The organism is Azospirillum sp. TSH20 (assembly GCF_003115935.1).
Taxonomy (GTDB): Bacteria; Pseudomonadota; Alphaproteobacteria; order Azospirillales; family Azospirillaceae; genus Azospirillum.
Map to the genome: position 1 here is coordinate 54,739 of NZ_LGQU01000053.1, position 26,455 is coordinate 81,193.

A 26,455-nucleotide genomic window follows, 5' to 3' on the forward strand; every position below is an offset into this window, starting at 1 on the left:
AGGGGGAGCGGTCCCCCTTCCCCCCTTCGCGTCCGCGCCGGCTTCAGCCGCGCGTCAGCTTGATGATCGTGGCGATCATGCCGAAGGTCCACAGCACGGCCGGCAGCACCACCCAAGTCGGGTGGAAGATGATTGCCAGCGGCATGATGAAAATCAGCAGCATGGCCGGAAAGACGAAAAGGGGCGAATTTCCCCAGTTGCTCAGCAACCCGGCCGGGTTCTCGTCTTCACCGAGATAAGCATCGGCGGTGACCGCTTGGTCCGTCATCTCTATCACCCAAGTTTTTTGTGGTTATTCCCTGTCCCGCACTGCAGCAGGACACGGGTTCATACGCCACGATGCTTTGGATGACCAGAGCGCAGCCTTAGCCGCTGCTTTCGACTTTGGTCGAAGGTTTGGGGGCGAAAGCCACGGGAGTTCACGCCGCTTCGGTCAGCGCCAGCTGCGGACGGCGCAGGCTGGACTGGATGGTGAAGGGCGCACGGACGCCGCCGTTGAACAGCTCGGCGCATTCCAGGGCCTTCAGCACACGCTCTTCCGGCGGCTGGCCGATGGTGGACGCCAGCGAACCCAGCGCATAGTCCGACCCGCAGCCGATGGCGTGGTAGCCGCGCACCGCCTCGCCGACCTGATAGTCGGACTGCACGGTGAACAGCCGGCCTTCCAGCCCGACCATGAAGGTGCCGCCGGTCTCCACATCGTTGGAGCGGTGGGCGTAACCGCCATCCTTCAGGCAGTTGCGGACGGCATCGACAAAGTCCACGACCATATAGCGGAACAGGTCGGCGTCGTGCTCACGCGGCGGAACCTCCAGCCGGTAATGCAGCAGCTGGCCCATACGGAAGGAACTGGTGAAGCCGATCAGGCTGTCGCCATTGCGGAACACCTTGGTGTCGGCACGCACCGTGATGTCCAGGCCGTTCACTCCGGCGCTGTCGCCGCCCATCCACACCCGGTCGCCGTCCACCAATCCCACAATGCAGGTCATCGCCAACCCTCGCCTGATAGAAAAGAAGCTGAGGCAAAGGGTGTGGGAAGGCGGTTAATGAATTATTGCTCAGCTTTGTGACATTGCTGGTGACAAAGGAGGTATCGCTACCTCCTTCGTCCGCCATTTTCACTTGGTCACTTCACCAGATCGACCAGAGCCTTGACAGTATTCTCGGCGCCCTCGGCGATCTGGGCAAGATTGGCGTCCAGCATGTAGCAGGGCGAGGTGACGACCTTCAGGCCGCGGTCGACCACGACCTCGCCATGGCTGGTGGTGCGGTGGACGGCGCCCATCGACTCCAGCGCGGCGGCGGTGCCGGGATCGCTGCCGATGGTCAGTTCGACGCTCTGCTGGCCCAGGATCTTGGCGAGGATGGCCGGCGCGATGCACAGCGCGCCGATCGGCTTGCCGGCGGCGCGCATGGCAGCGACCGCGGCCACCACCTGCGGGTTGACCGAGCAGTCGGCGCCCTTGAAGGCGAAGTCGCTGAGATTCTTGGCGGCGCCGAAACCGCCGGGGAAGATCAGCGCATCGACGTCGCCGGCCGAGAACTCGCTGAGCGCCGTGATCTTGCCGCGGGCGATACGAGCCGATTCGACCAGCACATTGCGGCTCTCACCGGTCTCCTGGCCGGTCAGGTGGTTGACGACATGGGCCTGCGGAATGTCGGGGGCGTAGCACACCGCAACCGCGCCCATTTTGGCGATGGCCAGCAGGGTGCAGACCGCCTCGTGGATTTCCGCACCGTCATACACGCCGCAGCCCGACAGCACGACGCCGATGCGCAAGCTTTTCTCTGCCATGGAAACTCTCCGGGGGTTGGCTTTGCCGCCACGCTACCCCAGGAGTCTTGCCTTCGCCTAACGCTCCCTTCGGGCAGCCGGCGCCAGGAGCCGGGGCCAGGAGCCCGCGAAAGCTCCGATCGCTGTCCGGAGCTTTCGCGGGACGGTATCAGCTCTTGATGAACGCCAGCAGATCCCGGTTGATGATGTCGGCGTGGGTGGAGGCCATGCCGTGCGGGAGGCCCGGATAGACCTTCAATGTCCCTTTCCGCAGCAGCTTGACCGCCAGCAGGGCGGAATCGGCGACGGGCACGATCTGGTCATCGTCGCCGTGCATCACCAGGACCGGAATGTCGATCTTCTTCAGATCCTCGGTGAAGTCGGATTCGGAGAATGCCTTGATGCAATCATAGTGGGCCTTGGCTCCGCCCATCATGCCCTGCCGCCACCAATTGTCGATCAAACCTTGCGAAACCTTCGCGCCGTCACGGTTGAAGCCATAGAAGGGGCCGGAGGGGATGTCGCGGAAGAACTGCGCGCGGTTGGCGGCCAGTGCGGCGCGGAAGCCGTCGAACACCTCCAGCGGCAGGCCGCCGGGATTGGCCGCGGTCTTCAGCATGATCGGCGTCACCGCTCCGATCAGCACGGCTTTCGCCACCCGCCCATTGCCGCCATGCCGCGCGACATAGCGGGCCACTTCGCCGCCGCCGGTCGAATGACCGATGTGGATGGCGTTCTTCAGGCCGAGATGGGCGGCCAGGCTGGCGACATCGTCGGCGTAGGTGTCCATGTCGTTGCCGGTGGCGGTCTGCGTCGACCGGCCATGACCACGCCGGTCATGGGCGATGACCCGGAAGCCCTGCGACAGGAAGTACAGCATCTGGGCATCCCAGTCGTCCGACGACAGCGGCCAGCCATGATGGAAGACGATCGGCTGACCCGATCCCCAGTCCTTGTAGAAAATCTGCGTGCCGTCCTTTGCCGTGACCGTGCCGCTGCCCATCCTCTTCGTGCCCGATGCGGCCGCTGTGGTTGATTGGGCCGCCTGGGCGGTCTGGACGAAGGGCAGGGCGGCGGCGGTGGCGGAAAGGCCCAGGCCAGCAGTCAGCATGCCGCGCCGCGAGGCGCCGGTCTTCAACGAGGTCATGTCGATCTCCCGAGGAATGATTTTGCGATATCGTTTATCGCGATAAACAAATCCCTACGCCTTAGGCTGGGGCTTGTCCAGACAAATCGTTATCGCGATATCTATTCCGGGGATAAAAATGCCGGACCCGATCAGCCAGGAGGACGCCCCATGTCCGCACCGTCCGAAAATTGCCCCCCGGTCCCGCACCGCGTTCCGTTGGACGACCAGCTCTGCTTCGCCCTCTATATGACCAGCATGGCCATCACCCGCACCTACAAGCCGATGCTGGACGCCATGGGAATCACCTATCCGCAGTACCTCATCCTGAGTGTGCTGGGGGAGGCGGATGGCGCGACCGTCGGCGCGATCGCCGAAAGGCTGGCGCTGGAATCCAGCACGGTCACGCCGCCGGTGAAGCGGCTGGAGCAGGCGGGATTGGTCGAACGACGGCGCAGCCGGATGGATGAACGGCAGGTTCAGGTCTGGCTGACCGATGCCGGCCGTGCGATGGTGGATGAAAGCACCTGCCTGAGCCGGACGCTGGTCGAGCGTTCGGGGATGGATCTGGCGCAGATCGGTTCGCTGAACCGGCAGGTGCGGTCGCTGCTCCGGGCGCTGGGCGATTGGGACGAGTCGGCGTCGGCCGACCCTGCCGCGCTGGACGCCGGGGAGCGCCCCTGAGGCTGCATCCGGGAGTGCGGACCGCTTTCGGAAGGCGCGCCGGCCGTGCTAGGACTGCCCGCCTGTCCCGTCTCCAACCCGAGTCCTGCCATGTCCACCGCCGTCCGTTTCGCCCCCAGCCCGACCGGCCGCATCCATGTCGGCAATGTGCGCCTCGCGCTCGTCAACTGGCTGTTCGCGCGCAAGACCGGCGGCAGCTTCATGTTCCGGCTGGACGACACCGACGAGGAACGCTCCACCCAGGAGTTCGCCGACGCCATCGCCGCCGATCTGACGTGGCTTGGCTTGAGCTGGGATCGTTTCGCCCGCGAAAGCGATCGCTATCCACGGTATGACGAGGCGGCTGCGGCGCTGAAAGCCGCCGGCAGGCTCTATCCCTGTTACGAGACGCCGGAGGAGCTGAACCTCAAGCGCGCCAGTCTGGTGTCGCAGGGCCGCCCCCCGATCTACGACCGCGCCGCGCTGCGCCTGACCGACGAGGACCGCGCGCGGCTGGAAGGGGAGGGGCGCAAGCCGCATTGGCGCTTCAAGCTGAACCCGACTCCGGTGGAATGGACCGATCTGGTCCGCGGGCCGGTGCGGTTCGAAGGCACGGCGCTGAGTGATCCGGTGCTGATCCGCGAGGATGGCCGGCCGCTCTACACCCTGACCAGCGTGGTCGACGACGCCGACTTCGCCATCACCCACATCATCCGCGGCGAGGACCATGTCGCCAACACCGCCGTGCAGATCCAGATCTTCGAGGCGCTGGGTGCCGCCGTGCCGACATTCGCCCATCTGCCGCTGCTGACCGATGCCGGCGGGCAGGGGCTGTCGAAGCGGCTGGGCAGCCTGTCGGTCGGCAGCCTGCGCGACGAGGACGGCATCGAGCCGATGGCGGTCAACAGCCTGCTGGCCAAGCTCGGCACCTCCGACCCGATCGAAGCGCGGCTGACGCTTGACGAACTCGTGGGGGAGTTCGATCTGTCGAAGATCGCCCGCGGTACGCCGAAGTTCGATCCGGAGGAGTTGGGCCGGCTGAACGCCCGCATCCTTCACCTGACGCCGTTCGATGCGGTGGCAGCCCGGCTGGAGATGCTGGGCCTGATCGGCGCCGATGCCGCCTTCTGGGACGCGGTGCGGCCCAATCTGGCGCGGCTGAGCGACGCACGCGACTGGTGGGCCGTGACTCACGCACCGGTGACGCCGGTGGTCGAGGATGCCGGCTTCCTGGCCCAGGCGGCGGCGCTGCTGCCGGAAGAGCCGTGGGATCTCGGCACCTGGGGTGCCTGGACCAATGCGGTGAAGGGGGCGACGGGGCGAAAGGGCAAGGAGCTGTTCCTTCCTCTGCGCCGGGCGCTGACCGGGCGCGACCATGGACCGGAATTGAAGAACCTGCTACCCCTGGTCGGACGGGCGCGCAGCCTCCGGCGCTTGGCCGGCGAAACCGCCTGACACCTCTCTTCATTCAGGAGTTCGGACCGTGCCGTTGGACCTCTACAACACGCTGACCCGCCGTAAGGAGCGCTTCGAGCCGCTTCGCCCGGACCATGTCGGCATGTATGTCTGTGGTCCGACCGTCTACGACACCGCCCACATCGGCAACGCCCGGCCGGTGGTGGTGTTCGACCTGCTGTTCCGGCTGCTGTCGCGGCTCTATCCGGCGGTGACCTATGTCCGCAACATCACCGATGTGGACGACAAGATCATCGACCGGGCGCGGGACAGCGGCGAGCCGATCGACGCGCTGACCGCGCGCACCACCGACTTGTTCCATGCCGACATGGATGCGCTGAACGCGCTGCGCCCGACCATCGAGCCGCGGGCGACCCAGCATATCGGCCAGATGATCGCGCTGATCGCCACGCTGATCGAACGCGGCAACGCCTATGCGGCGGAGGGGCATGTGCTGTTCTCCGTGCCGTCGATGCCCAGCTATGGCCAGCTGTCGCGCCGCTCGCTGGATGACATGATCGCCGGCGCGCGGGTGGAGGTGGCTCCCTACAAGCGCGATGCCTCCGACTTCGTGCTGTGGAAGCCCAGCAGCCCCGACCAGCCCGGCTGGGACAGCCCGTGGGGCCGCGGCCGTCCGGGCTGGCACATCGAATGCTCCGCCATGGCGAAGGAGCATCTGGGCGTGACCTTCGACATCCATGGCGGCGGGCTGGACCTGATCTTCCCGCACCATGAGAACGAGATCGCGCAGAGCTGCTGCGCCAACGGCACCGACCGGCTGGCCCGCACCTGGGTCCACAACGGCTTCGTGACGGTCGAAGGCGAGAAGATGTCGAAGTCCCTCGGCAACTTCTTCACCGTGCACGACCTGCTGGACGAGTTCCCCGGCGAGGCGATCCGTTTGACGCTTCTGAGCGCTCACTACCGCCAGCCGCTGGACTTCACCCGCGAAGGCATCCGGCAGGCCAAGGGTGCACTCGACCGCTGGTATCAGGCCCTGCGCGGCGATCCGGTGCCGGCGGCGGCGGAGCTGCCCTTCGACGTGCTGGCGGCACTGGAGGACGACCTGAACAGCCCGCTCGCCATCGCGCATCTGCACGAGTTGGCGACCGCGGTGAACAAGGCGAAGAGCGATGCCGAGAAGGCTGCGGCCAAGGGTGCCCTGCTGGCCGCCGGACAGCAACTTGGCCTGTTGCAGCAGGACCCGGAGGCGTGGTTCCGCTGGGCGCCGGCCGGCGGCGGTGCCGAAGGGCTGAGCGACGCCGACGTCGAGCAGCTGATCGCCGACCGCAAAGCCGCCCGCGCGGGGAAGAACTTCGCCGAGGCCGACCGCATCCGCAAGGAACTGGCCGACAAGGGCATCGTCCTGGAAGACGGTCCGCAGGGCACGACCTGGAAGCGGGGGTGAGGGGGGTGAAGCTTGCTCCCTCTCCCGTCCCGGGAGAGGGAAGGGGCCCGCCGCGAAGCGGTGGGAAGGGTGAGGGGTAAGGCAAGGATCAGGACTCCATGTCCGGAATGCCCCTCACCCTCCCCACTTCGTGGGTCCCCTCCCTCTCCCGGGGCGGGAGAGGGCATTACCCGCCACTCATTGTCCCTTCCTGCACAACAAACCTTCATCAACTCGGCTGATTATCGCGCCTTCTGGTCCGGCTAATCTCCTCTTCAGACAAAACGCGGCCCTCACCGGCCACCCTGATCGAGGAGACCCTGACCATGATCGACAATCGCACCGCCCCCTATGCCGCCTTCCTGTTGCGCGTCGGCCTCGGCCTGCTGTTCCTGGCCCATGGCCTTGTGCTGAAGGTGCTGACCTTCACCATTCCCGGCACCGTCGGTTATTTCGAGAGCATCGGCTATCCCGGCTTCTTCGCCTATCTCGTGATCCTGGGCGAGATTGGCGGCGGGCTGCTGCTGATCGCCGGTGTCTACACCCGCTGGATCGCGCTGGCCCTGCTGCCGATCATGATCGGCGCCACGCTGCAGCATATCGGCAATGGCTGGGTGTTCAATTCGCAGGGCGGCGGTTGGGAGTTCCCGGCCTTCTGGACGGTCCTGCTGGTGGTGCAGTCGCTGCTGGGCGAGGGCGCCTTCGCCCTGAAGGTTCCGGCGCTGAACGCCCATGCTGCCCGTCGTGAACTGGCCTGATCTGCAACCGGAAACCGCATTCCATGGCGACGCGGAGCGGGGAGGGGGCAATTTGCCTCTTCCCCGTTCCGCGTCGCCGTCCCATTTGGTAGACAGGACGGAGACCAACCGGAGAGCCTGATGACCGTTTCGCCGAACGACCAGCACAAGACGGATTCGTCCGGGGTCCTGAATTTGCTGGACGACCTGATCGCCAAGGCGCGCGCCGCCGGTGCGGATGCCGCCGATGCCGTGCTGTTCGACAGCGCGTCCGTGTCCCTTTCCCACCGGCTGGGCAAGACCGAGAAGCTGGAGCGCTCCGAATCCGGCGATCTCGGCCTGCGGGTGTTTGTCGGCAAGCGGCAGGCCATCGTCTCCTCGACCGACCGCAGCACCAAGGCGCTGGACGAACTGGTCGAACGCGCCATCGCCATGGCCCGCGTGGTGCCGGAGGACGGCTTCGCCGGCATCGCCGATCCGGAGCAACTGGCCCGCAGTTGGCCCGACCTCGACATCTGCGACAGTGAGGAACCGTCGTCGGAAACGCTGATCGAGCGGGCGCGAATCGCCGAAGAGGCGGCGCTGGCGGTTCAGGGCGTCACCAACTCCGAAGGGGGCGATGCCGGTTGGAGCCGCTCGACCATCGCGATCGCCGCCTCCAACGGCTTCGCCGGCAGCTATGGCGTGTCGCGCCAGTCGCTGTCCGCCTCCGTCCTGGCCGGCACCGGCACGGGGATGGAGCGCGACTACGACTATGACAGCAAGGTCTATGGCGCCGACCTGCGCGATCCCGCCGAGATCGGCCGCGAGGCCGGCGAACGGGCCGTCCGCCGGCTGAACCCGCGCCGGGTCAAGAGCTGCAAGGTGCCGGTGGTGTTCGATCCCCGGGTGTCGCGCGGTCTGCTCGGCCACCTGACCGGCGCCATCAGCGGCCCCAGTATCGCCCGCGGCACCAGCTTCCTGAAGGACAAGATGGGGCAGCGGATCTTCGCGCCCTCCATCACCATCGTCGACGACCCGCATGTGAAGCGCGGTCTGCGCTCCCGCCCCTTCGATGCGGAGGGCGTCGAAGTGTCGCGCCGTACGATCATCGAGGACGGCGTGCTGACGACTTGGCTGCTCGACCTGCGCTCCGCCCGTCAACTCGGCCTCCAGACCACCGGCCACGCCGCCCGCGGCACCTCCGGCCCTCCCGGCCCGGCTCCGGCCAACGTCTATATGGCCGCCGGCAAGCGCAGCCGCGCCGACATGCTGGCGGAGATCAAGGACGGCTTCTACGTCACCGACCTGATGGGCATGGGCGTCAACGGCGTGACCGGCGATTACAGCCGCGGCGCCGGCGGATTCTGGATCGAGAACGGCCAGCTCGCCTATCCGGTCAACGAGATCACCATCGCCGGCAACCTCAAGGACATGTTCCTGAACATGGAGGCCGCCGACGACCTGGAACTGCGCTTCGGCATGGATGCGCCGACCGTGCGCATCGACGGCATGACCATCGCGGGCATGTAAGTCGGCGGCATAAGGCCGCACGTGGCGGAGGCACTCCGCCCGTCTCTTCATCACTTGGCATCGTTCTTGCGCAGACAGCGGGCAACCCAAAGCGGGTTCGCCCGCTTTTTGTGCTGCATTTCCGCCACTCCGCCTGACCAAACGCCAGCTAGGCCCTTGCGCATATCTGCCTGATCTGTTAGCAATCTGCCGCTTTTTTAGGCGAAATGCTGAAGGTTTGTGCAAATGGATGCGGCAAAGACGGGTGGCGACGTCCTTTTCGTGCTGATGGGCGCGGTGATGGTGCTGGCGATGCATTGCGGCTTCGCCCTGCTGGAGGTCGGGACGGTCCGGCGAAAGAATCAGGTCAACGCGCTGGTGAAGATCCTGTCAGACTTCGCCATGTCGACCATCGCCTATTTCTTCGTCGGCTATGCGGTGGCCTATGGCGTCGATTTCTTCGCCGACGCCCACACGCTGGTTGGCAAGGGCGCCGGCGGCTTCGCGGCCTACGGCTACGACCTCGTGAAGTTCTTCTTCCTGGCGACCTTCGCCGCCGCGGTACCGGCCATCGTGTCGGGCGGCATCGCCGAGCGCGCCAAGTTCTGGCCACAGGCCGGCGCCACGTTGGCGCTGATCGCGCTGTTCTACCCGCTGCTGGAAGGCACGGTGTGGGGCACCCGCTTCGGCCTGCAAGGCTGGATGGCGGCGACCTTCGGCCAGCCTTTCCACGACTTCGCCGGATCGGTGGTGGTGCACGCCTTCGGCGGCTGGGTGGCGCTGGGCGCCGTGCTGAACCTGGGCAACCGCCGCGGCCGCTACCGCCCCAACGGCTCGCTGATCGCCATCCCGCCGTCGAACATCCCCTTCCTGGCGCTGGGCGCCTGGGTGCTGTGCGTGGGCTGGTTCGGCTTCAACGTGATGAGCGCCCAGGTGCTGGACGGCGTGACCGGTCTGGTCGCGCTGAACTCGCTGATGGCGATGGTCGGCGGCATCGTCACCTCGCTGGTCATCAGCCGCACCGACCCCGGCTTCGTCCACAACGGCGCGCTGGCCGGTCTGGTGGCGGTCTGCGCCGGGTCCGACGTGATGCATCCGCTGGGCGCGCTGCTCACCGGCGGCATCGCCGGGCTGCTGTTCGTCTGGGCCTTCAACAAGTGCCAGATCAACTGGAAGATCGACGACGTGCTGGGCGTCTGGCCGCTGCACGGGCTGTGCGGACTGACCGGCGGCCTGCTGGCCGGCGTCTTCGGGCAGGAGGCGCTGGGCGGCCTGGGCGGCGTGTCGATCCTCAGCCAGATCGTCGGTACGCTGGGCGGCGCCGGCTTCGGATTCGCCGCCGGTCTGGCGGTCTACGGCCTGCTGCGCGTCACCGTCGGCATCCGCCTGGACCCTGAACAGGAGTACAAGGGCGCCGACCTGTCGTTGCACCACATCACCGCATACCCGGAAGAGGACGCGCCGGGCATGTAATGCGCCGCACACAAGTCCGCCGTCCCTTGGCCACCCCTTGCTTTGCCGGGGCGGCGGCTTTAGTGTCCGGCGCGAACTCCTCCCCCTCACGACGCCGGATTTTGACCGCCCCATGAAGGCCGCCATCGTCGTTTTCCCCGGCTCCAACCGCGAACGCGACGCCGTCGCCGCGCTGGAGGCCGTCAGCGGGACCAAGCCGCATCTGGTCTGGCACCGCGACACCGAACTGCCCAAGGTCGACCTGATCGTCGTGCCCGGCGGCTTCTCCTATGGCGATTACCTGCGCTCCGGCGCCATGGCGGCGCATTCGCCGATCATGCGCGAGGTGAAGGCGCGGGCCGATCAGGGCGTCCGGGTGCTCGGCGTCTGCAACGGCTTCCAGATCATCACCGAGGCCGGGCTGCTGCCCGGCGCGCTGATGCGCAACGGTGCCTTGAAGTTCGTCTGCCGCGTCCAGCATCTGCGGGTGGAGAACACCGACAGCCCCTTCACCAAGAAATACGCGAAGGGCCAGATCGTCCGGTTCCCGGTCGCCCACGGCGACGGCAACTACTGGACCGACGCGGAGACGGTGAAGCGGCTGGACGGCGAGGGCCAGGTCGCCTTCCGATATGTCGGCGACGAGGCGCGCAGCGACCCGCGCGGCAACCCGAACGGCTCGGTGTCCGACATCGCCGGCATCTTCAACGCCAAGCGCACCGTGCTGGGCCTGATGCCGCACCCCGAGGACGCGGTGGAGGCCCTGCACGGCAACACCGACGGCAAGCCCATGTTCGAAGGTCTGGTGGAGGCCCTGTCGTGAGCGCTGAAGCTACCAAGGCGCAGGAGCGTCCGGTCTCCGCCGAACTCGCCAAGGAGTTCGGCCTGTCCGCCGAGGAATACCGGAACGCCCTGGACATCCTGGGCCGCACCCCGACCTTCACCGAGCTGGGCATCATCTCGGTCATGTGGTCGGAGCACTGCTCCTACAAGTCGTCCAAGGTGTGGCTGAAGACGCTGCCGACCACTGGCCCGCAGGTGATCTGCGGCCCCGGCGAGAATGCCGGCGTGGTCGACATCGGCGACGGCGACGCCGTCATCTTCAAGATGGAGAGCCACAACCACCCGTCCTACATCGAGCCCTACCAGGGCGCGGCGACGGGCGTCGGCGGCATCCTGCGCGACGTGTTCACCATGGGCGCGCGCCCCATCGCCAACATGAACGCGCTGCGCTTCGGCTCGCCCGACCATCCCAAGACCCGCCATCTGGTCTCGGGCGTGGTCGCCGGCATCGGCGGCTACGGCAACTGCGTCGGCGTGCCGACCGTGGGCGGCGAGACCAACTTCCACCCGGCCTACAACGGCAACATCCTGGTCAACGCCATGACCGTGGGTGTCGCCAAGACCGACAAGATCTTCTATTCGGCCGCCGCCGGCATCGGCAACCCGGTCGTCTATGTCGGCTCCAAGACCGGCCGCGACGGTATCCACGGCGCTACCATGGCGTCCGCAGAATTCACCGAGGACTCGGAGGAGAAGCGCCCGACCGTGCAGGTCGGCGACCCCTTCACCGAAAAGCTGCTGATCGAAGCCTGCCTGGAGCTGATGGAGACGGACGCCATCGTCGCCATCCAGGACATGGGCGCGGCCGGCCTGACCTCCTCCTCGGTCGAGATGGCGGGCAAGGGTGGTCTGGGCATCGAGCTGACGCTCGACACCCTGCCGATGCGCGAACAGGCGATGACGCCCTATGAGATCATGCTCTCCGAAAGCCAGGAGCGCATGCTGATCATCCTGAAGCCCGGCCGCGAGGAGGTGGCGAAGGCCATCTTCGACAAGTGGGAGCTGGACTTCGCCGTCATCGGCCACCTGACCGACACCGGCAACCTCGTCATCAAGATGTATGGCGAGACCTGGTGCGACATGCCGATCGCCCCGGTCTCCAACGCCGCGCCGGAATACAACCGCCCGTGGGAGCCGACGCCGAAGGCTTCGGATGTCGACGACAGCGTGCTCGCCGGCTATTCCGGCGACCTGGGCGACACGCTGACCAAGCTGTTCGGCTGCCCCGATCTGGCCTCCAAGCGCTGGATCTGGGAGCAGTATGACAGCCTCGTCGGCGGCGACACCCGCTTCATGTCGGGTCAGGCCGATGCCGCGGTCGTGCGCGTGCCGGGCCAGACCAAGGCGGTCGCCATCACCACCGACTGCACCCCGCGCTACTGCCTGGCCGACCCGGTCGAGGGCGGCAAGCAGGCTGTGGCCGAGGCGTGGCGCAACCTGTCGGCGGTGGGCGCCCTGCCGCTCGCCATCACCGACAACATGAACTTCGGCAACCCCGAGAAGCCGCGGATCATGGGCCAGTTCGTCGGCGCCGTTCAGGGCATCGGCGAGGCCTGCAAGGCGCTGGACTTCCCGGTCGTGTCGGGCAACGTCTCGCTCTACAACGAGACCAACGGCGAGGCGATCCTGCCGACCCCGGCCATCGGCGGCGTCGGCATCATGCCGGACGCGATGATCGCCGTCGGCATCGCCTTCCGGGGTGAGGGCGACGTGATCCTTGCGGTGGGCGAGACGAAAGGCCACATCGGCCAGTCGATCTTCCTGCGCGAGATCCTCGGCCGCGAGGAGGGGGCTCCCCCGCCGGTCGATCTGGCGGTGGAGCGTCGCAACGGCGACTTCGTCCGCGGCCTGATCCGCGAGGGTCTGGTGGTGTCGAGCCACGACGTGGCCGACGGTGGCCTGATCGTCACCATCGCCGAAATGGCGCTGGCCGGCGGCATCGGCGCCTATCTGACCGGCTTCGACGGCGCCGGTCCGCGCGTGCTGTTCGGCGAGGATCAGGGCCGCTACGTCCTGGCCGTCCGTCCGGACGTCGCCGCGTCGGTGCAGGAGAAGGCCAAGGCGGCCGGCGTTCCGGTCAGTGTGCTGGGTGAGACCCGCGGTACGTCGCTGTCGGGCCGTGGCGGCGACATCGTCTCGCTGAAGCGCCTGCGCGAGGCCAACGAAGGCTGGCTGCCGACCTACATGGCGGCCGAACTGTAAGACGGCCGAGCAGTAGGATGATTGGCGGGGTCGCTTCCTGTGAAGCGGCCCCGTCCGTTTTTCGGCGATCATTCCTTGCCGAACGTCCGCCATCGTGTACATACCGAAGGATCGCGCTAAACTCGCCATCCAAAAGGGGTTGGATCGGCGTATCAACGCGCCTGGAGGCGGGGGAATGGGGTTTTCAGTCACCTTCTGGGGCGTGCGCGGCACGATTCCCTGCCCGATGGCCTCGCATCTGGGATTCGGCGGCAACACTGCTTGCGTTGAAGTGCAGGCGGGAAAGCAGCGGATCATCATCGACGCCGGCACCGGACTGCGGATGCTGGGCCGCAAGCTGCTGGCCGAGGGGGTGACCAGCGCGACACTGCTGCTGAGCCATACCCATCTCGACCACATCAGCGGCTTTCCCTTCTTCGCGCCGGCCTACACCAAGGGTTTCGATCTGCGGGTGGTCTCCGGCCATCTGGCCGGCAGTCCCGACATCGAATCGGTGATGGCGCGCCAGATGGAACGGCCGCTGTTCCCGGTGCCGCTGCGCACCATGGGCGGCAACCTGAGCTTCCTTGAGGTGCCGCCCGGCCACAGCTTCAAGTTGGAGGGCGGGGTGCGAATCCACACCGCGGCGCTGAACCACCCCGACGGCGCCACCGGTTACCGGATCGAGTATCAGGGCCGGTCGGTGGCTTATGTCACCGACACCGAACATGTGCCGGACCAGCCCGACCGCAACATTCTGAACCTTGTCGATGGCGTCGACCTGCTGCTCTACGACTCGACCTACACGGACGAGGAATGGGCGCAGCGCGTCGGTTGGGGCCATTCGACCTGGATGGAGGCGGTGCGGATCGCCCGCGCGGCCCATGTGAAGACGCTGGGCCTGTTCCATCACGATCCCGACCACGACGACGCCACCATGGAGCGGATCGAGGCGGCGGCGAAGGCGGAGTTCCCGAACTGCTTTGCCGCGCGCGAGGGAACCACCATCTCCCTCGACTGACTTTCCCTGCGCATCGGGCATTATGACCGCCACCATCCTGATTCTGTTCACCGCCACCTATCTGGGCATGGCTCTGGGGCGTTTTCCCGGTCTCAGCATCGACCGCACCGGCATCGCGCTGGTCGCGGCGATCCTGCTGCTGGCGGCCGGTGCGCTCGACACCACGCAATTGGTCGCGGCGGTCGATTTCCCGACGATCTTCATCCTGCTGGGGCTGATGATCCTGTCCGCGCAATATGCCGGCAGTGGTTTCTACGACTGGTGCGCGCTGAAGGTTGCGCAGGCGGCGCGCTCGCCGGCGCGGCTGCTGGCGGTGATCGTGCTGGTCGCCGGCGGCTTGTCCGCTGTGCTGGCGAACGACGTGGTCGTCTTCGCGATGACGCCGATGCTGTGTCTGGGTCTGCAGGCGCGCAAGCTCGACCCGCGCCCCTACCTGATCGCGCTCGCGGGGGCGGCCAATGCCGGGTCGGCGGCCACGCTGATCGGCAACCCGCAGAACATCCTGATCGGTCAGGTCGGGCATCTCGATTTCTGGCGTTTCCTGGCGGTCTGCGGCGGGCCGGCGCTGGCGGCCATGGCCATCGTCTACGGCACCGTCTGGCTCGTCTGGCGCGGGCGCTTCGGTATGCCGCAGGAGGGCGGGGGACAGGTGGCGCCGGTGGCGCTCGACCGCTGGCAACTGGGCAAGGCGGTGGCGGCGACGCTGGTGCTGCTGGTTCTGTTCACCCGCGACATCCCGCAGGAGCATGCGGTGCTGCTGGTGGCCGGCGTGATGATGATCAGCCGGCGCATGGCCAGCCGCGACATGCTGGGGATGGTCGACTGGCATCTGCTGGTCCTGTTCGCGGCGCTCTTCGCCATCAACCACGCGCTGGGGCTGACCGGCATCCCGGCGGCCCTGGTCGGCGACCTGCAGGCGGCGGGATGGCTTCCCGACCGGCTGGCGGTGATGCTGCCGCTGGCGCTGGCGGGCAGCAACAGCATCGGCAATGTGCCGGCGGTGATCCTGCTGCTGGCCGCCTGGCCGTCGCCGCCCGAGGGGGCGCTCTATGGTTTGGCGCTGCTGTCGACGTTGGCCGGCAACCTGCTGCTGCCGGGCAGCCTCGCCAACATCATCGTGGCGGAGCGGGCGGCGGCGGCCGGTGTCCGGCTGGGCTTTGTCGAGCACGCCCGCTGCGGTGTGCCGATGGCGCTGCTGTCGATGGCGCTGGCGGCGGTCTGGCTGTGGGCCGGCGGCTGGATGGGGCTGTGACGGTCGTCTGTGACCTGTGATCAGCTGGTGACTTTCAGAACTGCAAGCCCCTTCTTCCGGGCGCGACAATTGGGGTACTCTGTTCGTGCACCGATGTATGTGCGCCGGGGTGGGGGAGCGCTGTGGGTCTGGTCGGCCAATTCCTTGAATTTATCGAAAGTGCGCCGAACCAGTCGCTGCGATCGCTCAGCGATCGGGTGCTGCGCAAATGCCGCGACCTGACCGGGGCCGAGGCGGGCACGATCTTCATGCTGCGCGGGCAGGGGCGACACCGGCATCTGGAGGCGGTCAGCGCCCAGAACGACGTGATCCGCGCGAAACCGACGCTGTTCTCGGTGCCGGTGAGCCAAGCCTCCATTGTCGGCTATGTCGCGGCGACCGGCGAGACTCTGCTGCTGGAGGATGCCTACGCAATCGCGGAGGATCGCCCTTACAGCTTCAACCCCGCCTTCGACCAGCGCACCGGTTTCCGCACCCGCTCCATCATGGCCTTCGCGCTGAAAGGCTTCCGCGACCGGCCGATCGGGGTGGTGCAGCTGATCAACCGCCGCCCGGTGGAGGGACCGCCTTCCTTTCTGCCAGAACATGAGCAGATGATCGCTCCGGTCAACCACATCGTCGGCCGGGCGCTGGAGCGCGCCGCGACGCTGGAGCGGCTGACCGAGCGGAACCGCGCCCTGACCCGGGAGCGCCGCCGCGTCGCCGAACTGCAGGCGGAGACGGAGCGCGCCTTCATGGTGTCGGTGAACCTGCTGGCCCGCGCCGCCGAGGTGCATGACGAGGACACCGGCAACCACATCCTGCGCGTCAACGAATACTCCCACGCGCTGGCGACCTGGGCCGGCTGCAGCCGCGCCTTCTGCAACGAGATCCGCTTTTCCGCCGCCCTGCACGACGTTGGCAAGATGAGCGTCGATCAGGCGGTGCTGCACAAGAAGGGCCGGCTCGACGACCGCGAACTGGCGGAGATGCGGCGCCATCCGGTCTACGGCCACGACATTCTGGTCGCGTCGGACCGGCTGAAGATGGCTGCCGAGATCGCGCTGTACCACCACGAGCAGTGGGCCGGCACCGGCTATCCGCGTGGCTTGAAGGGGGAGGAAATCCCGCTGGCCGCCCGCATCGTCGCCATCGCCGACTGCTACGACGCCCTGCGCAGCGCCCGTCCCTACAAGCCGTCATTCAGCCACGAGAAGGCGGTCGACATCCTGCTGAACGGTGACGACCGCCTGGATCCGAGGGTGCATTTCGACCCGCGCCTGCTCTCGCTGTTTGCCGGCCGCCATGCGGAATTCGATGCGATCTGGGAGCGGCTGAAGGATCAGGAGACTCTTGCGGTCTGAGACCGGCGCGGTCGGAGAAGCCGCCGGATCACTCCGCCGGGTTGGTCGCGGCAAGCGCACGGCGGCGGACCCAGCGGAAGCTCTTGACCCCGATCCACAGACCGCCGATGGCAAGGCCGCTCAGCAACAGGATCTTCGGCCCGTCCTCGCCGATCGCGGCGGCGGCTTCACCGAACAGGTAACCGGCCCCGGCGAAGGTCCAGGCCCAGATGCCGGCGGCGATGAAGTTCCAGAACAGGAAGCGGGACCACCTCATGCCGGAGGTGCCGATGGCGACCGACGCGATGTTGCGCACGCCATAGAGGAAGCGGAAGACCAGGATGAAGGCGACGCCGTATCTCTCCAGCCAGCTCAGGACCCGGCAGGCATGGGCATCGGCGGACGGAAAGCGGGCCAGGGCCTTTTTGCCCCAACGGCGCCCCAGCCAGAACCAGACCTGATCGCCAAGGAAGCTGCCGATCCACACCGAACCGACCAGCCAATACAGATTGACGATGCCAAGTTTGGCGCCCATCCCGCCGAAGATTACAAATGTTTCACCTTCAAAAAAGGCCCAGAGAAAGGCCATCGGGTAAAAGGCGTTCCCCCATTCCTGCAACCAAGTGATCCAGTCCAAAGACCCCTCCGGGAGACGTCGCTTGTAGGTTCGGCGGGCCCGGTGGCGCTTTGTAACCGCTATATTGTGCGATGCGGCATGTAGAGCGTGGGCTGGGACAGATCATGACATAAAGCCGCGCGGTTTGTCTCGGAAACTTTATTGACTAAGGGGCCGCCCCAACGGTGAGACGCGGCTCAGAAGTCATCCCCGGACAATTCGCCGACAGCCTGCCGGGCGGCGCGCAAAAGGGCTGGATTGGGTTCCATCGGGACATCGCCATCCTCACCGTCGGCATCGCCGCGGTCGGGGGCGGCGCGCCGTTTCAGTTCGCGCGCCGCCTCGATCAGCAGATGGGCCAGCCGTTGGTCGGGCAGCGCCTGCACCAGCGCCCGAAGTTCGGGGTTGGACAGGGCGGCCGGATCGAAGGCCGGGGGCGGCGGTGGCGGAGCCGGCGGAGCGAGCGGCAGGGTCGCGACAGTCGCCGCCATCACCGCCGCCCTGGGCAGGGGGGCGGCCTCCCGCACCACATCGACCGCGACCTGGGCGGCCATCGTCGAAGCTGTGGCGCCCGCGGCAGCCCGCGCCCGGCGCGGCTTGCGCGCCGGTTCGGTCTCCGGCAGATCGTCGAACAGAAGCCGTTGGACGCTCATCGCTGCGGTTGCCCCCTGCGCTCCGCCAATACCGCCGGCGCTTTCCGCACCGGCCATTCCCTGTTCACCCGCGGTTTGCGGTGTGTTCTCTTTTCATTCTAGAAAGCGCGCCCGGTTTGTCGAGCGGATTCTGACGGCTATGCCCACGGGCTATTTTTGGCGGCTATTCTTGGGGACCATGTTGAAGAGCCATCGCTTCGAGGAAGCGTTCCGGCCGCAGCACCCGCGTTTCGCCGGCCCGGCGCACCGACAGAAGCTGGCGGTCGACGGTCACCAGCCAGGGCACCGATCCGCCGACCGCCGCGGCGAGAAACATGTCGTCTTCCGGATCGCGGCACAGGCGCCCGACGGCGGCGGGGGCGACCAGTGTCGTCTCATTCCTAATGAGCACGAGGAAGGCGCGGCGATCTGCCGCAGCGGCGTAGCGGTCGAAGGTCGGCCGCATCAGCACCTCGTCCAGCTCCGCCAGCGTTTCGGCGCTGCCGACGAGGCCATGGTCGGCGCGCACCCGTTCCACGCAGCGGCGGATCGCGTCGTGCCGGCGTGCCGCGGCATCGCCCAGCAGCGCATAGGCAACCAGGATGTTGGTGTCGAGCACGGCCCGGACCGGTATCGGAGCCGAAGGGCGAACCGCGTCGGGAGCGGCGGAGTCACGGCTGAGCATTGATATATTGCAGGACCATCGCGGTTGAAGTTGTCGGGGCCGATGCGAAGCGTCTGTTGTGGGCAGGGGCGCTTTGCGGTAAGAACCCCGCAAGGTGTGAACGGAACCTTTAGGACGGAAGTATCGGCATGACCAGCATCCTCGTCGTCGACGACAGCCGACTGGCGCGCAACATGGTCTCCAGCGTCATCGCCTCTCTGCGGCCCGACTGGACCATCGTCACCGCGGCCAGCGGCGAAGAGGGGCTGGAGATCGTCGGCGATGTGCCGCCGGTCGCCGCCATCGTCGATTACAACATGCCGGGCATGGACGGGCTGGCCCTGGCCGAGCGGCTGAAGGAGCGCTTCGTCGGCCTGCCCATCGGCCTGCTGACCGCCAACGTGCAGGACACGCTGAAGCGCAAGGCGGAGGCGCTGGGCGTCCGTTTCATCGCCAAGCCGATCACGTCGGACAAGATCCGCGACTTCCTCGCCGCGGCCGGGCAGTGACGCCGATGGCCGACTCCACATCCGCCGGCCCGGCATCGGAAGACCCGCTCCGTCTCGACGCCGACGAGGCCGACGCCATCGCCGAGCTGTTCAACATCGGCATGGGCGAACCGGCCGCCGCGCTCAGCTCCATGCTGGGGGAGGAGGTGCATCTGTCGGTGCCGTCCTTCGCGGTGTCGACCCGCGCCCGCATCACCAGCGAGGTGGGTGGCGAGTTGGAGGGCGACCAGCCGGTCTGCGCCGTGCGCGGCGCCTTCACCGGCCCCTTCACCGGCGAAGCGATGCTGATCTTCCCCGAACGCGGCACGCTGGCCCTGGTCGGCCGCCTCGTCCCCGTCGACCCCGCCGCCGAGGCGCCGGGCGAGATGGAACAGGATGCGCTGACCGAGATCGGCAACATCATCCTGAACGGCTGCCTCGCCAGCCTATCCAACCTGATCGGCGGCGAATTGTTGGGCGCGGTTCCGGGCTATGGCACCGGCGCGCCGGCGGCGGTCATTGGGTCCGCCACCGACCCAGTGCTGTTCGTGCGCATCGACATGGCGCTGGCTGCCGGTGATGCCAGCGGTCACGCGCTGTTCCTGCTGGACATCGCCTCGCTGGACGCCTTCCGCGAGGCAATCCGGCGGGCTTTGGCGGGGTTGTGAGGGTGCGGGGTTAGACCCCCACCTATCCTCCCCCGCTGGGCGGGGGAGGGACTGCCGCTGCTTTTCCGAACAAGCCCTTATCCCCTCCCCCGCCCAGCGGGGGAGGGTCAGGGTGGGGGGCTAACGCCCCACCCCCAAGCCTCACCCCTCGATCTTCGAGAAGTCGGCCACCGCGTTCAGCGTCGTGCGGATCTGCGTCAGCAGGCGCAGGCGGTTGGCGCGCAGATCCTTGTCCTCCGCGTTCACCGTCACCTTGTCGAAGAAGGCGTCCACCGGGCCGCGCAGCTTCGCCAGCGCCGCCATGGTGCCGGTGAAATCCTCCGCGTCCAGCAGCGGCTTGGCGGTGGCTGAGGCCTCATTCAGCGCGGCGAACAGCGCCTTTTCCTCGTCCTGGGCCAGACGGTCGGCATCGACCGGCTGGTCGAAGCTCGCGCCGTCCTTCTTCTCCTCGATGCGCACGATGTTGGACGCGCGCTTATAGGCCGCTGCCAAGTTGGCGCCCTCGTCGGACCCGACGAAAGCCTGCAGGGCCTTCACCCGCGCCAGCAGCCGCACCAGATCGTCCTCGCCGCCGAGCGCGAACACGGCATCGACCAGATCGTGACGGACGCCCTGCTCGCGCAGCACCACCTTCAGGCGGTCGGCGAAGAAGGACATCAGGTCGCCGCCGACGCTGCCGGCCGGGGCGAAGCCGCTGACCGTGTAGGCGCCATGGGCCGCAGCGAAAATCTCCGACAGCTTCACCCGCAGCCCGTTCTCCAGCACCAGCCGGATCACGCCCAGCGCGGCGCGGCGCAGCGCATAGGGGTCCTTCGAGCCCGTCGGCTTTTCGTCGATGGCGAAGAAGCCGACCAGAGTGTCGATCTTGTCGGCCAGTGCCACCGAAACCGAAACCGGCGCTGTCGGGCAGCTGTCCGACGGACCCAGCGGCTTGTAATGATCGGCAATGGCGTTGGCGACGTCGGCGCTCTCGCCCTGGCCCAGCGCGTAGTAGCGGCCCATGATCCCCTGGACCTCGGGGAATTCGCCGACCACCTCGGTCACCAGATCAGCCTTGCACAGCAGGGCGGCGCGGCTGGCGGCGTCGCTGTCGGCACCGATGGCACGGGCGATCTCGGCGGCCAGCAGCTGCACCCGGGTGACCTTCTCGGCCACCGTACCCAGCTTGGCGTGGAAGGTGATCTTCTCCAGCGCCGGGACGCGGGCTTCCAGCTTGGTCTTGCGATCCTGGTCCCAGAAGAACTTGGCGTCGGACAGGCGGGCGCGCAGAACGCGCTCGTTGCCGGCGACCACGGCCTTGCCGCCGTCCAGCGTCTCGGTGTTGGCCACGACGATGAAGCGCGGAGCCATCCGGCCCTCGGCGTCCAGCACGGCGAAATACTTCTGGTGGGTGCGCATGGAGGTGATGAGAACCTCCGACGGCACGTCCATGAAGCTCTCGTCGATGCTGCCCATCAGCACGACCGGCCATTCGACGAGGCCGGCGACCTCCTCCAGCAGCGCGTCGTCGGGCGACAGGGTCAGGCCCTGGGCCTTGGCCAGCGCCTCGGCATCGGCCTTGATCTTGGCCTTGCGTTCCTCGCGGTCGAGCACGACCTTGGCGGCGCGCAGCTTCTCCTTGTAGTCGGCGAAGCTCTCGACCGTGAAGGCGTCGGGCGCCAGGAAGCGATGGCCGCGCGTGCCGTTGCCGAAGGCGATGCGGCCCTGGGTGCCGCCGACGTCATAGCCGCCGTCGAGCACGCGTCCGCCGAAAAGGGCGATGATCGAGTGCAGCGGACGGACCCAGCGCACCGTGCCGGTGCCCCAGCGCATCGACTTCGGCCAGGGCAGTTCGGCCATGGCGGCGGGGATGATCTCCGCCAGCACCTCGGCGGTCTCGCGGCCCTTCTTCTCGGTCACTGCGAAGTAGAAGACGCCCTTGCCGGTGTCGCGCTGCTCGCACTGGTCGAGGCTGTCGAGACCGGCCGACTTCAGGAAGCCGGCGACCGCCTGCTCCGGCGAGCCGACGCGCGGACCCTTCTTCTCCTCGCGCACGTCGGCGGTGCGCTCCGGCAGCCCGTCAACAACCAGGGCCAGACGGCGCGGGGTGGAGTGCGCTTCGGCCTTGGCGAAGGTCAGGCCGTTCGCCGCCAGCTTGTCGGTGACGAGGCGCTTCAGGTCGTCGGCGGCCCGCGCCTGCATGCGGGCGGGGATTTCTTCGGAGAAGAATTCGATCAGGAGTTCGGTCATGGGATTACTTCGCCCCCGTCCAGGCTTCACAGCAGGCCTTGGCCAGCGTGCGCACGCGGCCGATATAGGCGGCGCGCTCGACAACGCTGATCACGCCGCGGGCGTCCAGCAGGTTGAACAGATGCGACGCCTTGATGCACTGGTCATAGGCGGGCAGCGCAAGATTCTGCGCCACCAGCGCCTGACACTCGGCCTCGGCGTCCTTGAAATGCTGGAGCAGCATGTCGGTGTTGGCGAACTCGAAGTTATGCTTCGAGTATTCGACCTCGGCGCGCTTGAAGACGTCGCCGTACTTCACGCCCTGGCCGTTGAAGTCCAGGTCATAGACATTCTCCACGCCCTGCACATACATGGCGAGGCGCTCCAGGCCATAGGTCAGCTCGACCGCGACCGGATCGCATTCGATGCCGCCGACCTGCTGGAAATAGGTGTACTGCGTCACTTCCATGCCGTCGCACCACACTTCCCAGCCCAGGCCCCAGGCGCCCAGAGTCGGGCTTTCCCAGTCGTCCTCGACGAAGCGGATGTCGTGCAGCGCCGGGTCGATGCCGATGGCGCGCAGGCTGTCCAGGTAAAGCTCCTGCGCGTTGGCCGGCGAGGGCTTCATGATGACCTGGTACTGGTAATAGTGCTGCAGGCGGTTCGGGTTCTCGCCATAGCGGCCGTCCTTCGGCCGGCGCGACGGCTGGACATAGGCCGCCTTCCAGGCATCGGGACCCAGCGCACGCAGCGTGGTCGCCGGGTGGAAGGTGCCGGCGCCGACCTCCATGTCGTAGGGCTGCAGGATGACGCAACCCTGCTCCGACCAGAACTGGTGGAGCTTGAGGATCAGGGCCTGGAACGACAGGCCGCGGCGGTCGGCGGAGTTTCCGCCGTCGGAAGTCCCGATCTGGGAGGCCATGGACGGTCCACAATAGAAATGTTGAAAACGCGCCGCACGATAGGCGGGTGGGACCGTCAAATCAAGCCGCAGCGCGGCAGACCGCTCCCGCCGTCAGCGGCCGTAGGGGCAGGCGGGGCGGCCGCAGGACACGGCGGAGCGGGGGGCGACATAGGCGCCGCATTCCGGACATTTCTCCATGTCCTCCGCCTCCACGGCGTAGGTGCCGGCGTCGCGCGTCGAGGCTCCGGATGCGGCATCGCGCCGTCCGGATTGGTTGGGGCCGTCCTGGCGGCGGGCGGCGGTGCGGGCGCGGCCGATTTCCTGCACGCGGTTGACCCAGCGCCAGCCGAACCACACCGCGCCGATCACCAGCGCAAGGAGAATAATCTTGGACAAGGACATCATCGCCGGCAACCCGTCTGATCTCCCGGGCATTCAGCCCGCAGGCGACGGGAAGTCAAGAGAATAGGGTGGAGATGGAAAGGGCGGGACCGCCGCACGGGTGGCGGCGGTCCCGTCTGGCCGCTTTACTTGGCGGCGACCGCCGGGCGCCAGCTGTAGACCGGGACGACACCGTAGGTGCGGGTCATGTCGGCCTGCCGCACGCTGCGCACCAGCACCTCCGCGCCGGTCGCGACGCGGATGTCGGTGCCGAGCAGGCCGCAATCCTCCGGCACGATGTTGACGCACTGGGTGGCGTCGACCCGGCTCAGCACGATGTCGAAGGGCAGGCCGTTGCGGGCGTAGACGCCGAGCAGGCCGGGGGCGGAGGTCGCCGTGCGCAGGGTCACCACCCCGGCCGCCAGCGCGCGGTCGCTGGGCGCGGTCGGACGCTGGTTATGGCTTTCGTCCCACACGGGCTGGCCCGAGGAATCCAGCTTGGACTGGGCTGCGGCGGCGCCGCTGAAGCCGGTGAGGGCCAGGGTTGCGCCGCTCATTGCCGTCAGGGCCAGAACCGCCATCCGAAACCGCGACATCATCGTACTCCGTTCTTGTGTCCGTTCTTCTTGTCCTCCCACGGTCGCGGGACCGGGAGGCGCGCTACTATATGGGATGCCGGACGCGCCGCCACCCTAGCCCAGAACGCCTAGGGTGTTCCGCTTAGATGAAGGGGTAGTACCGACAGTTCGCTCTGGACGGACGGCTGATGCCTGTGAATGATGATTCGTCCATGCGTTGTCTGACACGGTGCCGCCATGTGTTTTCGGTTGTCGATTATCCTTGATCTGCGCGCGAGGCCGCAGCTCCTTGCAAAGGATATTCCCGGCTTGGGTTTTCCGTCTTCGCGGTGCTTTCTGATTGGCGATAGTGGCATCCATGGGTGAACCGGTTCTGGAAACCGCGCGTCTGATCCTTCGGCCCACGCAAGCGGAGGACTTCGACGCCTGGGCTGCGATGATGACCGATCCCCAGGCGACCGTCTTCATCGGCGGCCTGCAATCGCGATCCGTGGCATGGCGGGGGTTCGTCGGCATGGCCGGTGCCTGGGCGATCCAGGGCTTCGGCATGTTTTCGGTGATCGAGAAGGACAGCGGCCGGTGGGTGGGGCGGGTCGGCCCATGGGTGCCGGAAGGCTGGCCGGTGACGGAGGTTGGCTGGGTTCTTCCACGCGAGTGCTGGGGGCGCGGCTATGCGATGGAGAGTGCCGTCGCGGCCATCGACTGGGTGTTCGACCATCTCGGCTGGACCGAGGTCGTCCATTCGATCCACCCGGACAATGCGGCCTCGCAGGCCGTGGCGCGCCGGCTTGGTTCCCGGATCCGCGGGTCGGGTCTTCTGCCCGAACCGATGGTCCCGGCGGAGGCCGATTTCTGGCGCCAGACCCGGGAGGAGTGGTTCGGCTGCGGTCGCGCTCAAGCAGTCCGGTCGCTGCAGAGTCGGGCTTACTGATTCGATGGCCTGACGGTAGCAATATTCCCGCATTGTGCAACTTTTTTAGCTTGTTCGAGGCTGAGGCTTCACAGTACCGTCGTCATGTCCGCTGGAACTGGCCGGCATGAATTGTGGAGGCGATGAACATGGCCGACTCGACGGCTCTCGATCTCTTGAAGTCCCTCGCTACCGACCATGGCTTTCGCAGCCAGTTGCAATCGCTCGACGCACAGGGGAAGCGCGATCTTCTCCAGCGTTGCGGCTTCGGAACGCTGACGGCGTCCGACATGCGCACGGCTGCTGCAAACGTCTTCGGCACGCAAGCTGAAGCTGTTCCAGCCGTTGCTTCCAACCTCGCTCCGAGCGCAGGCATGGTGACCGAAGTTGCCGCCAGCGCGTCCGCGATCGAGACGGCCGACGGCCGTGCGCTTGCTCCGCGGCATGTTGCGATGAGCGCGTCTGCGATCGAGACCGCCGACGGTCGCGCGCTCGCTCCGCGGCACGTTGCGATGAGCGCGTCTGCGATCGAGACGGCTGATGGTCGCGCGTTGGCTCCGCGGCACGTTGCGATGAGCGCGTCTGCGATCGAGACGGCTGATGGTCGCGCGCTCGCTCCGCGGCACGTTGCGATGAGCGCGTCCGCGATCGAGACGGCTGATGGTCGTGCGCTCGCTCCGCGGCACGTTGCGATGAGCGCGTCTGCGATCGAGACCGCCGACGGTCGCGCGCTCGCTCCGCTGCATGTCGCTGCCAGCGCGTCGGCGATTGAAACGGTCGATGTCCATATGATGGCGTCGTTTACCGCTAATTTCAGCGGTGCCTCCGCCTCTGCTTATCAGAAGGCCGCCTGAATTCAGGAACGGTAATGGGCGGGCTGACTGGAGCAATGCCGAGTCGCTCCAGTCGGCCTGCCGTTTTTGACACTAGTTTATCGCGGCGACCGTTTTTGTCTCTGCGTGTCGTTCTTAACATTTGGTGCATTGGATCAATGCGCGACGTTTTCTTTGCGGATCGGTGCGGTTTCCGTCGCCTGACTGGTCAGCGGCCCAATATTAAATTTATGCGCGATTCATCGGAATCCGCCGGATTTTGGTAGAAAACAACTCGATTGCCTATGCTATTGGTTTAGCTGTTGCTCAACGATAGTAACAATCGAATTGGCAGTCCCGTTGCAGGAGGGGCCAAATGGCCAGCGAACAGGCTCTTGACCTTATAAAGCGTCTCGCCACCGATGGCGGATTTAGAGATCAGTTGAACACGTCGGATATTGCCGGCAAGCAAGCGCTTCTCGCGCAGAGCGGTTTCGCCGGAATAACGGCCGAGGATGTACGCTCTGCCGCGGCCGAGGCATTCGGTAACCTGTCAAACGAGACCGGTGTCGCAACGGTCGCTGAATCGATTGCCAATGCGGCATCGGCTGTTTCGCTGGCCGGCGTCGCGCTTCCCTCCTTTGCCGGCGCAGGCATGGCCGGGCACGCCGCCGCAGGTGCACCGTCGCCGGCGGCCAGCGCTGCGGGTATGGCCGGGTTCGCCGCGGCTGGCGCTCCGTCGCCTGCTTTCAGCGGTGCGGGTATGGCTGGGTTTGCTGCGGCGGGTGCTGCTGGCACCGCTGGGTTCGCTGCGGCAGGCGCACCGTCTCCTGCGGCCAGCGCTGCGGGTATGGCCGGGTTCGCTGCGGCAGGCGCACCGTCTCCTGCGG

Annotated in this window: 27 protein-coding genes; 16 read left to right on the plus strand and 11 right to left on the minus strand. The window is 66.9% G+C overall.

All coding sequences use genetic code 11. From position 1 onward, the window contains the following. Positions 1 to 43: 43 nt before the first annotated feature. From TSH20_RS15665 to TSH20_RS15680, 4 genes are all read right to left on the minus strand, one after another. Entirely contained in the window at positions 44 to 268 is a 225-nt protein-coding gene (locus tag TSH20_RS15665) for a hypothetical protein (protein WP_109075611.1), read from the minus strand. A gap of 151 nt (positions 269 to 419) precedes the next feature. Then, entirely contained in the window at positions 420 to 989 is a 570-nt protein-coding gene (locus TSH20_RS15670; protein ID WP_109075612.1) for a hypothetical protein, read from the minus strand. A gap of 137 nt (positions 990 to 1,126) precedes the next feature. Continuing rightward, positions 1,127 to 1,795 (minus strand): isoprenoid biosynthesis glyoxalase ElbB, encoded by a 669-nt coding sequence (elbB, locus tag TSH20_RS15675; RefSeq protein ID WP_109075613.1) that lies wholly within the window; start codon positions 1,793 to 1,795, stop codon positions 1,127 to 1,129. A gap of 148 nt (positions 1,796 to 1,943) precedes the next feature. Then, complete coding sequence (locus TSH20_RS15680) at positions 1,944 to 2,777, minus strand: alpha/beta hydrolase (protein WP_109075637.1); 834 nt, start codon at positions 2,775 to 2,777, stop codon at positions 1,944 to 1,946. Positions 2,778 to 3,071: 294 nt separating this feature from the next. Between TSH20_RS15680 and TSH20_RS15685 the strand changes: the two genes are divergently transcribed. The 11 genes from TSH20_RS15685 (at position 3,072) to TSH20_RS15735 (ending at position 16,725) form a co-directional block, all read left to right on the plus strand. Further along, a complete protein-coding gene (locus TSH20_RS15685) occupies positions 3,072 to 3,584 on the plus strand; it encodes a MarR family transcriptional regulator (RefSeq protein ID WP_109075614.1) in 513 nt (170 codons plus the stop codon). A gap of 90 nt (positions 3,585 to 3,674) precedes the next feature. Further along, positions 3,675 to 5,018, plus strand: a complete 1,344-nt coding sequence (gene gltX, locus TSH20_RS15690; RefSeq protein ID WP_109075615.1) for a glutamate--tRNA ligase — start codon at positions 3,675 to 3,677, stop codon at positions 5,016 to 5,018. A 28-nt stretch (positions 5,019 to 5,046) separates the two neighbouring features. Continuing rightward, positions 5,047 to 6,426 carry a cysteine--tRNA ligase gene (cysS, locus tag TSH20_RS15695; RefSeq protein ID WP_109075616.1) on the plus strand — a complete coding sequence of 460 codons (1,380 nt, stop codon included), beginning with the start codon at positions 5,047 to 5,049 and terminating at the stop codon, positions 6,424 to 6,426. A 305-nt stretch (positions 6,427 to 6,731) separates the two neighbouring features. After that, positions 6,732 to 7,163, plus strand: coding sequence for a DoxX family protein (locus tag TSH20_RS15700; protein ID WP_109075617.1), 432 nt, complete (start codon positions 6,732 to 6,734; stop codon positions 7,161 to 7,163). Between the two features lie 120 nt (positions 7,164 to 7,283). Then, complete coding sequence (locus TSH20_RS15705; RefSeq protein WP_109075618.1) at positions 7,284 to 8,654, plus strand: metallopeptidase TldD-related protein; 1,371 nt, start codon at positions 7,284 to 7,286, stop codon at positions 8,652 to 8,654. Between the two features lie 225 nt (positions 8,655 to 8,879). Beyond that, positions 8,880 to 10,106 (plus strand): ammonium transporter, encoded by a 1,227-nt coding sequence (locus tag TSH20_RS15710; RefSeq protein ID WP_109075619.1) that lies wholly within the window; start codon positions 8,880 to 8,882, stop codon positions 10,104 to 10,106. 112 nt (positions 10,107 to 10,218) lie between these two features. Beyond that, positions 10,219 to 10,908 (plus strand): phosphoribosylformylglycinamidine synthase subunit PurQ, encoded by a 690-nt coding sequence (gene purQ, locus TSH20_RS15715; protein ID WP_109075620.1) that lies wholly within the window; start codon positions 10,219 to 10,221, stop codon positions 10,906 to 10,908. After that, positions 10,905 to 13,130: a phosphoribosylformylglycinamidine synthase subunit PurL gene (gene purL / locus TSH20_RS15720; RefSeq protein ID WP_109075621.1), complete on the plus strand. Its 2,226-nt coding sequence runs from the start codon at positions 10,905 to 10,907 to the stop codon at positions 13,128 to 13,130. The genes purQ and purL overlap by 4 nt, the downstream gene beginning before the upstream one ends. A 175-nt stretch (positions 13,131 to 13,305) precedes the next feature. Next, positions 13,306 to 14,130: an MBL fold metallo-hydrolase gene (locus tag TSH20_RS15725; protein WP_109075622.1), complete on the plus strand. Its 825-nt coding sequence runs from the start codon at positions 13,306 to 13,308 to the stop codon at positions 14,128 to 14,130. 22 nt (positions 14,131 to 14,152) lie between these two features. Then, a complete protein-coding gene (locus TSH20_RS15730) occupies positions 14,153 to 15,382 on the plus strand; it encodes an SLC13 family permease (RefSeq protein WP_109075623.1) in 1,230 nt (409 codons plus the stop codon). Between the two features lie 122 nt (positions 15,383 to 15,504). After that, positions 15,505 to 16,725 (plus strand): HD domain-containing phosphohydrolase, encoded by a 1,221-nt coding sequence (locus TSH20_RS15735; RefSeq protein ID WP_247871173.1) that lies wholly within the window; start codon positions 15,505 to 15,507, stop codon positions 16,723 to 16,725. A 28-nt stretch (positions 16,726 to 16,753) separates the two neighbouring features. Here TSH20_RS15735 and TSH20_RS15740 read toward each other — a convergent pair whose 3' ends face one another. The 3 genes from TSH20_RS15740 to TSH20_RS15750 all read right to left on the minus strand — a co-directional run bounded on the left by TSH20_RS15740 (position 16,754) and on the right by TSH20_RS15750 (position 18,571). After that, positions 16,754 to 17,293: a DedA family protein gene (locus tag TSH20_RS15740; RefSeq protein WP_109075624.1), complete on the minus strand. Its 540-nt coding sequence runs from the start codon at positions 17,291 to 17,293 to the stop codon at positions 16,754 to 16,756. A gap of 224 nt (positions 17,294 to 17,517) precedes the next feature. Beyond that, on the minus strand, positions 17,518 to 17,973 hold the full coding sequence (locus TSH20_RS15745; protein ID WP_109075625.1) for a hypothetical protein: 456 nt from the start codon (positions 17,971 to 17,973) through the stop codon (positions 17,518 to 17,520). A gap of 163 nt (positions 17,974 to 18,136) precedes the next feature. Continuing rightward, a complete protein-coding gene (locus TSH20_RS15750) occupies positions 18,137 to 18,571 on the minus strand; it encodes a putative toxin-antitoxin system toxin component, PIN family (protein WP_247871172.1) in 435 nt (144 codons plus the stop codon). A gap of 194 nt (positions 18,572 to 18,765) precedes the next feature. Between TSH20_RS15750 and TSH20_RS15755 the strand changes: the two genes are divergently transcribed. Together TSH20_RS15755 and TSH20_RS15760 are read left to right on the plus strand one after the other, a co-directional pair. Then, positions 18,766 to 19,125 carry a response regulator gene (locus TSH20_RS15755; RefSeq protein ID WP_109075627.1) on the plus strand — a complete coding sequence of 120 codons (360 nt, stop codon included), beginning with the start codon at positions 18,766 to 18,768 and terminating at the stop codon, positions 19,123 to 19,125. A 5-nt stretch (positions 19,126 to 19,130) separates the two neighbouring features. Beyond that, complete coding sequence (locus TSH20_RS15760) at positions 19,131 to 19,772, plus strand: chemotaxis protein (protein ID WP_109075639.1); 642 nt, start codon at positions 19,131 to 19,133, stop codon at positions 19,770 to 19,772. A 141-nt stretch (positions 19,773 to 19,913) separates the two neighbouring features. On the opposite strand, the gene glyS is transcribed toward TSH20_RS15760, so the two are convergent. The 4 genes from glyS to TSH20_RS15785 form a co-directional block, all read right to left on the minus strand. Next, positions 19,914 to 22,001, minus strand: a complete 2,088-nt coding sequence (glyS, locus tag TSH20_RS15770) for a glycine--tRNA ligase subunit beta (RefSeq protein ID WP_109075628.1) — start codon at positions 21,999 to 22,001, stop codon at positions 19,914 to 19,916. 4 nt (positions 22,002 to 22,005) lie between these two features. Then, the gene (locus tag TSH20_RS15775; RefSeq protein ID WP_109075629.1) at positions 22,006 to 22,902 is read right to left on the minus strand and encodes a glycine--tRNA ligase subunit alpha; all 897 of its coding nucleotides are present in this window, start codon (positions 22,900 to 22,902) and stop codon (positions 22,006 to 22,008) included. A 93-nt stretch (positions 22,903 to 22,995) separates the two neighbouring features. Next, positions 22,996 to 23,286, minus strand: coding sequence for a hypothetical protein (locus TSH20_RS15780; protein WP_247871178.1), 291 nt, complete (start codon positions 23,284 to 23,286; stop codon positions 22,996 to 22,998). 125 nt (positions 23,287 to 23,411) lie between these two features. Next, complete coding sequence (locus TSH20_RS15785) at positions 23,412 to 23,864, minus strand: hypothetical protein (protein WP_247871171.1); 453 nt, start codon at positions 23,862 to 23,864, stop codon at positions 23,412 to 23,414. A gap of 337 nt (positions 23,865 to 24,201) precedes the next feature. Between TSH20_RS15785 and TSH20_RS15790 the strand changes: the two genes are divergently transcribed. From TSH20_RS15790 to TSH20_RS34650, 3 genes are all read left to right on the plus strand, one after another. Next, positions 24,202 to 24,774 (plus strand): GNAT family N-acetyltransferase, encoded by a 573-nt coding sequence (locus TSH20_RS15790; protein WP_109075631.1) that lies wholly within the window; start codon positions 24,202 to 24,204, stop codon positions 24,772 to 24,774. A gap of 128 nt (positions 24,775 to 24,902) precedes the next feature. After that, a complete protein-coding gene (locus TSH20_RS15795; protein WP_146205334.1) occupies positions 24,903 to 25,607 on the plus strand; it encodes a hypothetical protein in 705 nt (234 codons plus the stop codon). 334 nt (positions 25,608 to 25,941) lie between these two features. Continuing rightward, positions 25,942 to 26,455: hypothetical protein (locus tag TSH20_RS34650; RefSeq protein WP_199232436.1), on the plus strand; the 514-nt coding region annotated here is incomplete at its 3' end.

Bases quoted from the DNA above. Each gene is read 5' to 3' on its own strand.
- TSH20_RS15785 (WP_247871171.1), bottom strand. From the start codon at position 23,864: ATGATGTCGCGGTTTCGGATGGCGGTTCTGGCCCTGACGGCAATGAGC.
- TSH20_RS15685 (WP_109075614.1), top strand. From the start codon at position 3,072: ATGTCCGCACCGTCCGAAAATTGCCCCCCGGTCCCGCACCGCGTTCCG.
- TSH20_RS15740 (WP_109075624.1), bottom strand. From the start codon at position 17,293: ATGGCCTTTCTCTGGGCCTTTTTTGAAGGTGAAACATTTGTAATCTTC.
- TSH20_RS15775 (WP_109075629.1), bottom strand. From the start codon at position 22,902: ATGGCCTCCCAGATCGGGACTTCCGACGGCGGAAACTCCGCCGACCGC.
- TSH20_RS15680 (WP_109075637.1), bottom strand. From the start codon at position 2,777: ATGGGCAGCGGCACGGTCACGGCAAAGGACGGCACGCAGATTTTCTAC.
- TSH20_RS15755 (WP_109075627.1), top strand. From the start codon at position 18,766: ATGACCAGCATCCTCGTCGTCGACGACAGCCGACTGGCGCGCAACATG.
- TSH20_RS15730 (WP_109075623.1), top strand. From the start codon at position 14,153: ATGACCGCCACCATCCTGATTCTGTTCACCGCCACCTATCTGGGCATG.
- TSH20_RS15745 (WP_109075625.1), bottom strand. From the start codon at position 17,973: ATGAGCGTCCAACGGCTTCTGTTCGACGATCTGCCGGAGACCGAACCG.
- purQ (WP_109075620.1), top strand. From the start codon at position 10,219: ATGAAGGCCGCCATCGTCGTTTTCCCCGGCTCCAACCGCGAACGCGAC.
- TSH20_RS15725 (WP_109075622.1), top strand. From the start codon at position 13,306: ATGGGGTTTTCAGTCACCTTCTGGGGCGTGCGCGGCACGATTCCCTGC.
- TSH20_RS15705 (WP_109075618.1), top strand. From the start codon at position 7,284: ATGACCGTTTCGCCGAACGACCAGCACAAGACGGATTCGTCCGGGGTC.
- TSH20_RS15790 (WP_109075631.1), top strand. From the start codon at position 24,202: ATGGGTGAACCGGTTCTGGAAACCGCGCGTCTGATCCTTCGGCCCACG.
- TSH20_RS15665 (WP_109075611.1), bottom strand. From the start codon at position 268: ATGACGGACCAAGCGGTCACCGCCGATGCTTATCTCGGTGAAGACGAG.
- TSH20_RS15700 (WP_109075617.1), top strand. From the start codon at position 6,732: ATGATCGACAATCGCACCGCCCCCTATGCCGCCTTCCTGTTGCGCGTC.
- TSH20_RS15710 (WP_109075619.1), top strand. From the start codon at position 8,880: ATGGATGCGGCAAAGACGGGTGGCGACGTCCTTTTCGTGCTGATGGGC.
- TSH20_RS15780 (WP_247871178.1), bottom strand. From the start codon at position 23,286: ATGTCCTTGTCCAAGATTATTCTCCTTGCGCTGGTGATCGGCGCGGTG.
- gltX (WP_109075615.1), top strand. From the start codon at position 3,675: ATGTCCACCGCCGTCCGTTTCGCCCCCAGCCCGACCGGCCGCATCCAT.
- TSH20_RS15670 (WP_109075612.1), bottom strand. From the start codon at position 989: ATGACCTGCATTGTGGGATTGGTGGACGGCGACCGGGTGTGGATGGGC.
- glyS (WP_109075628.1), bottom strand. From the start codon at position 22,001: ATGACCGAACTCCTGATCGAATTCTTCTCCGAAGAAATCCCCGCCCGC.
- TSH20_RS15760 (WP_109075639.1), top strand. From the start codon at position 19,131: ATGGCCGACTCCACATCCGCCGGCCCGGCATCGGAAGACCCGCTCCGT.
- TSH20_RS15795 (WP_146205334.1), top strand. From the start codon at position 24,903: ATGGCCGACTCGACGGCTCTCGATCTCTTGAAGTCCCTCGCTACCGAC.
- elbB (WP_109075613.1), bottom strand. From the start codon at position 1,795: ATGGCAGAGAAAAGCTTGCGCATCGGCGTCGTGCTGTCGGGCTGCGGC.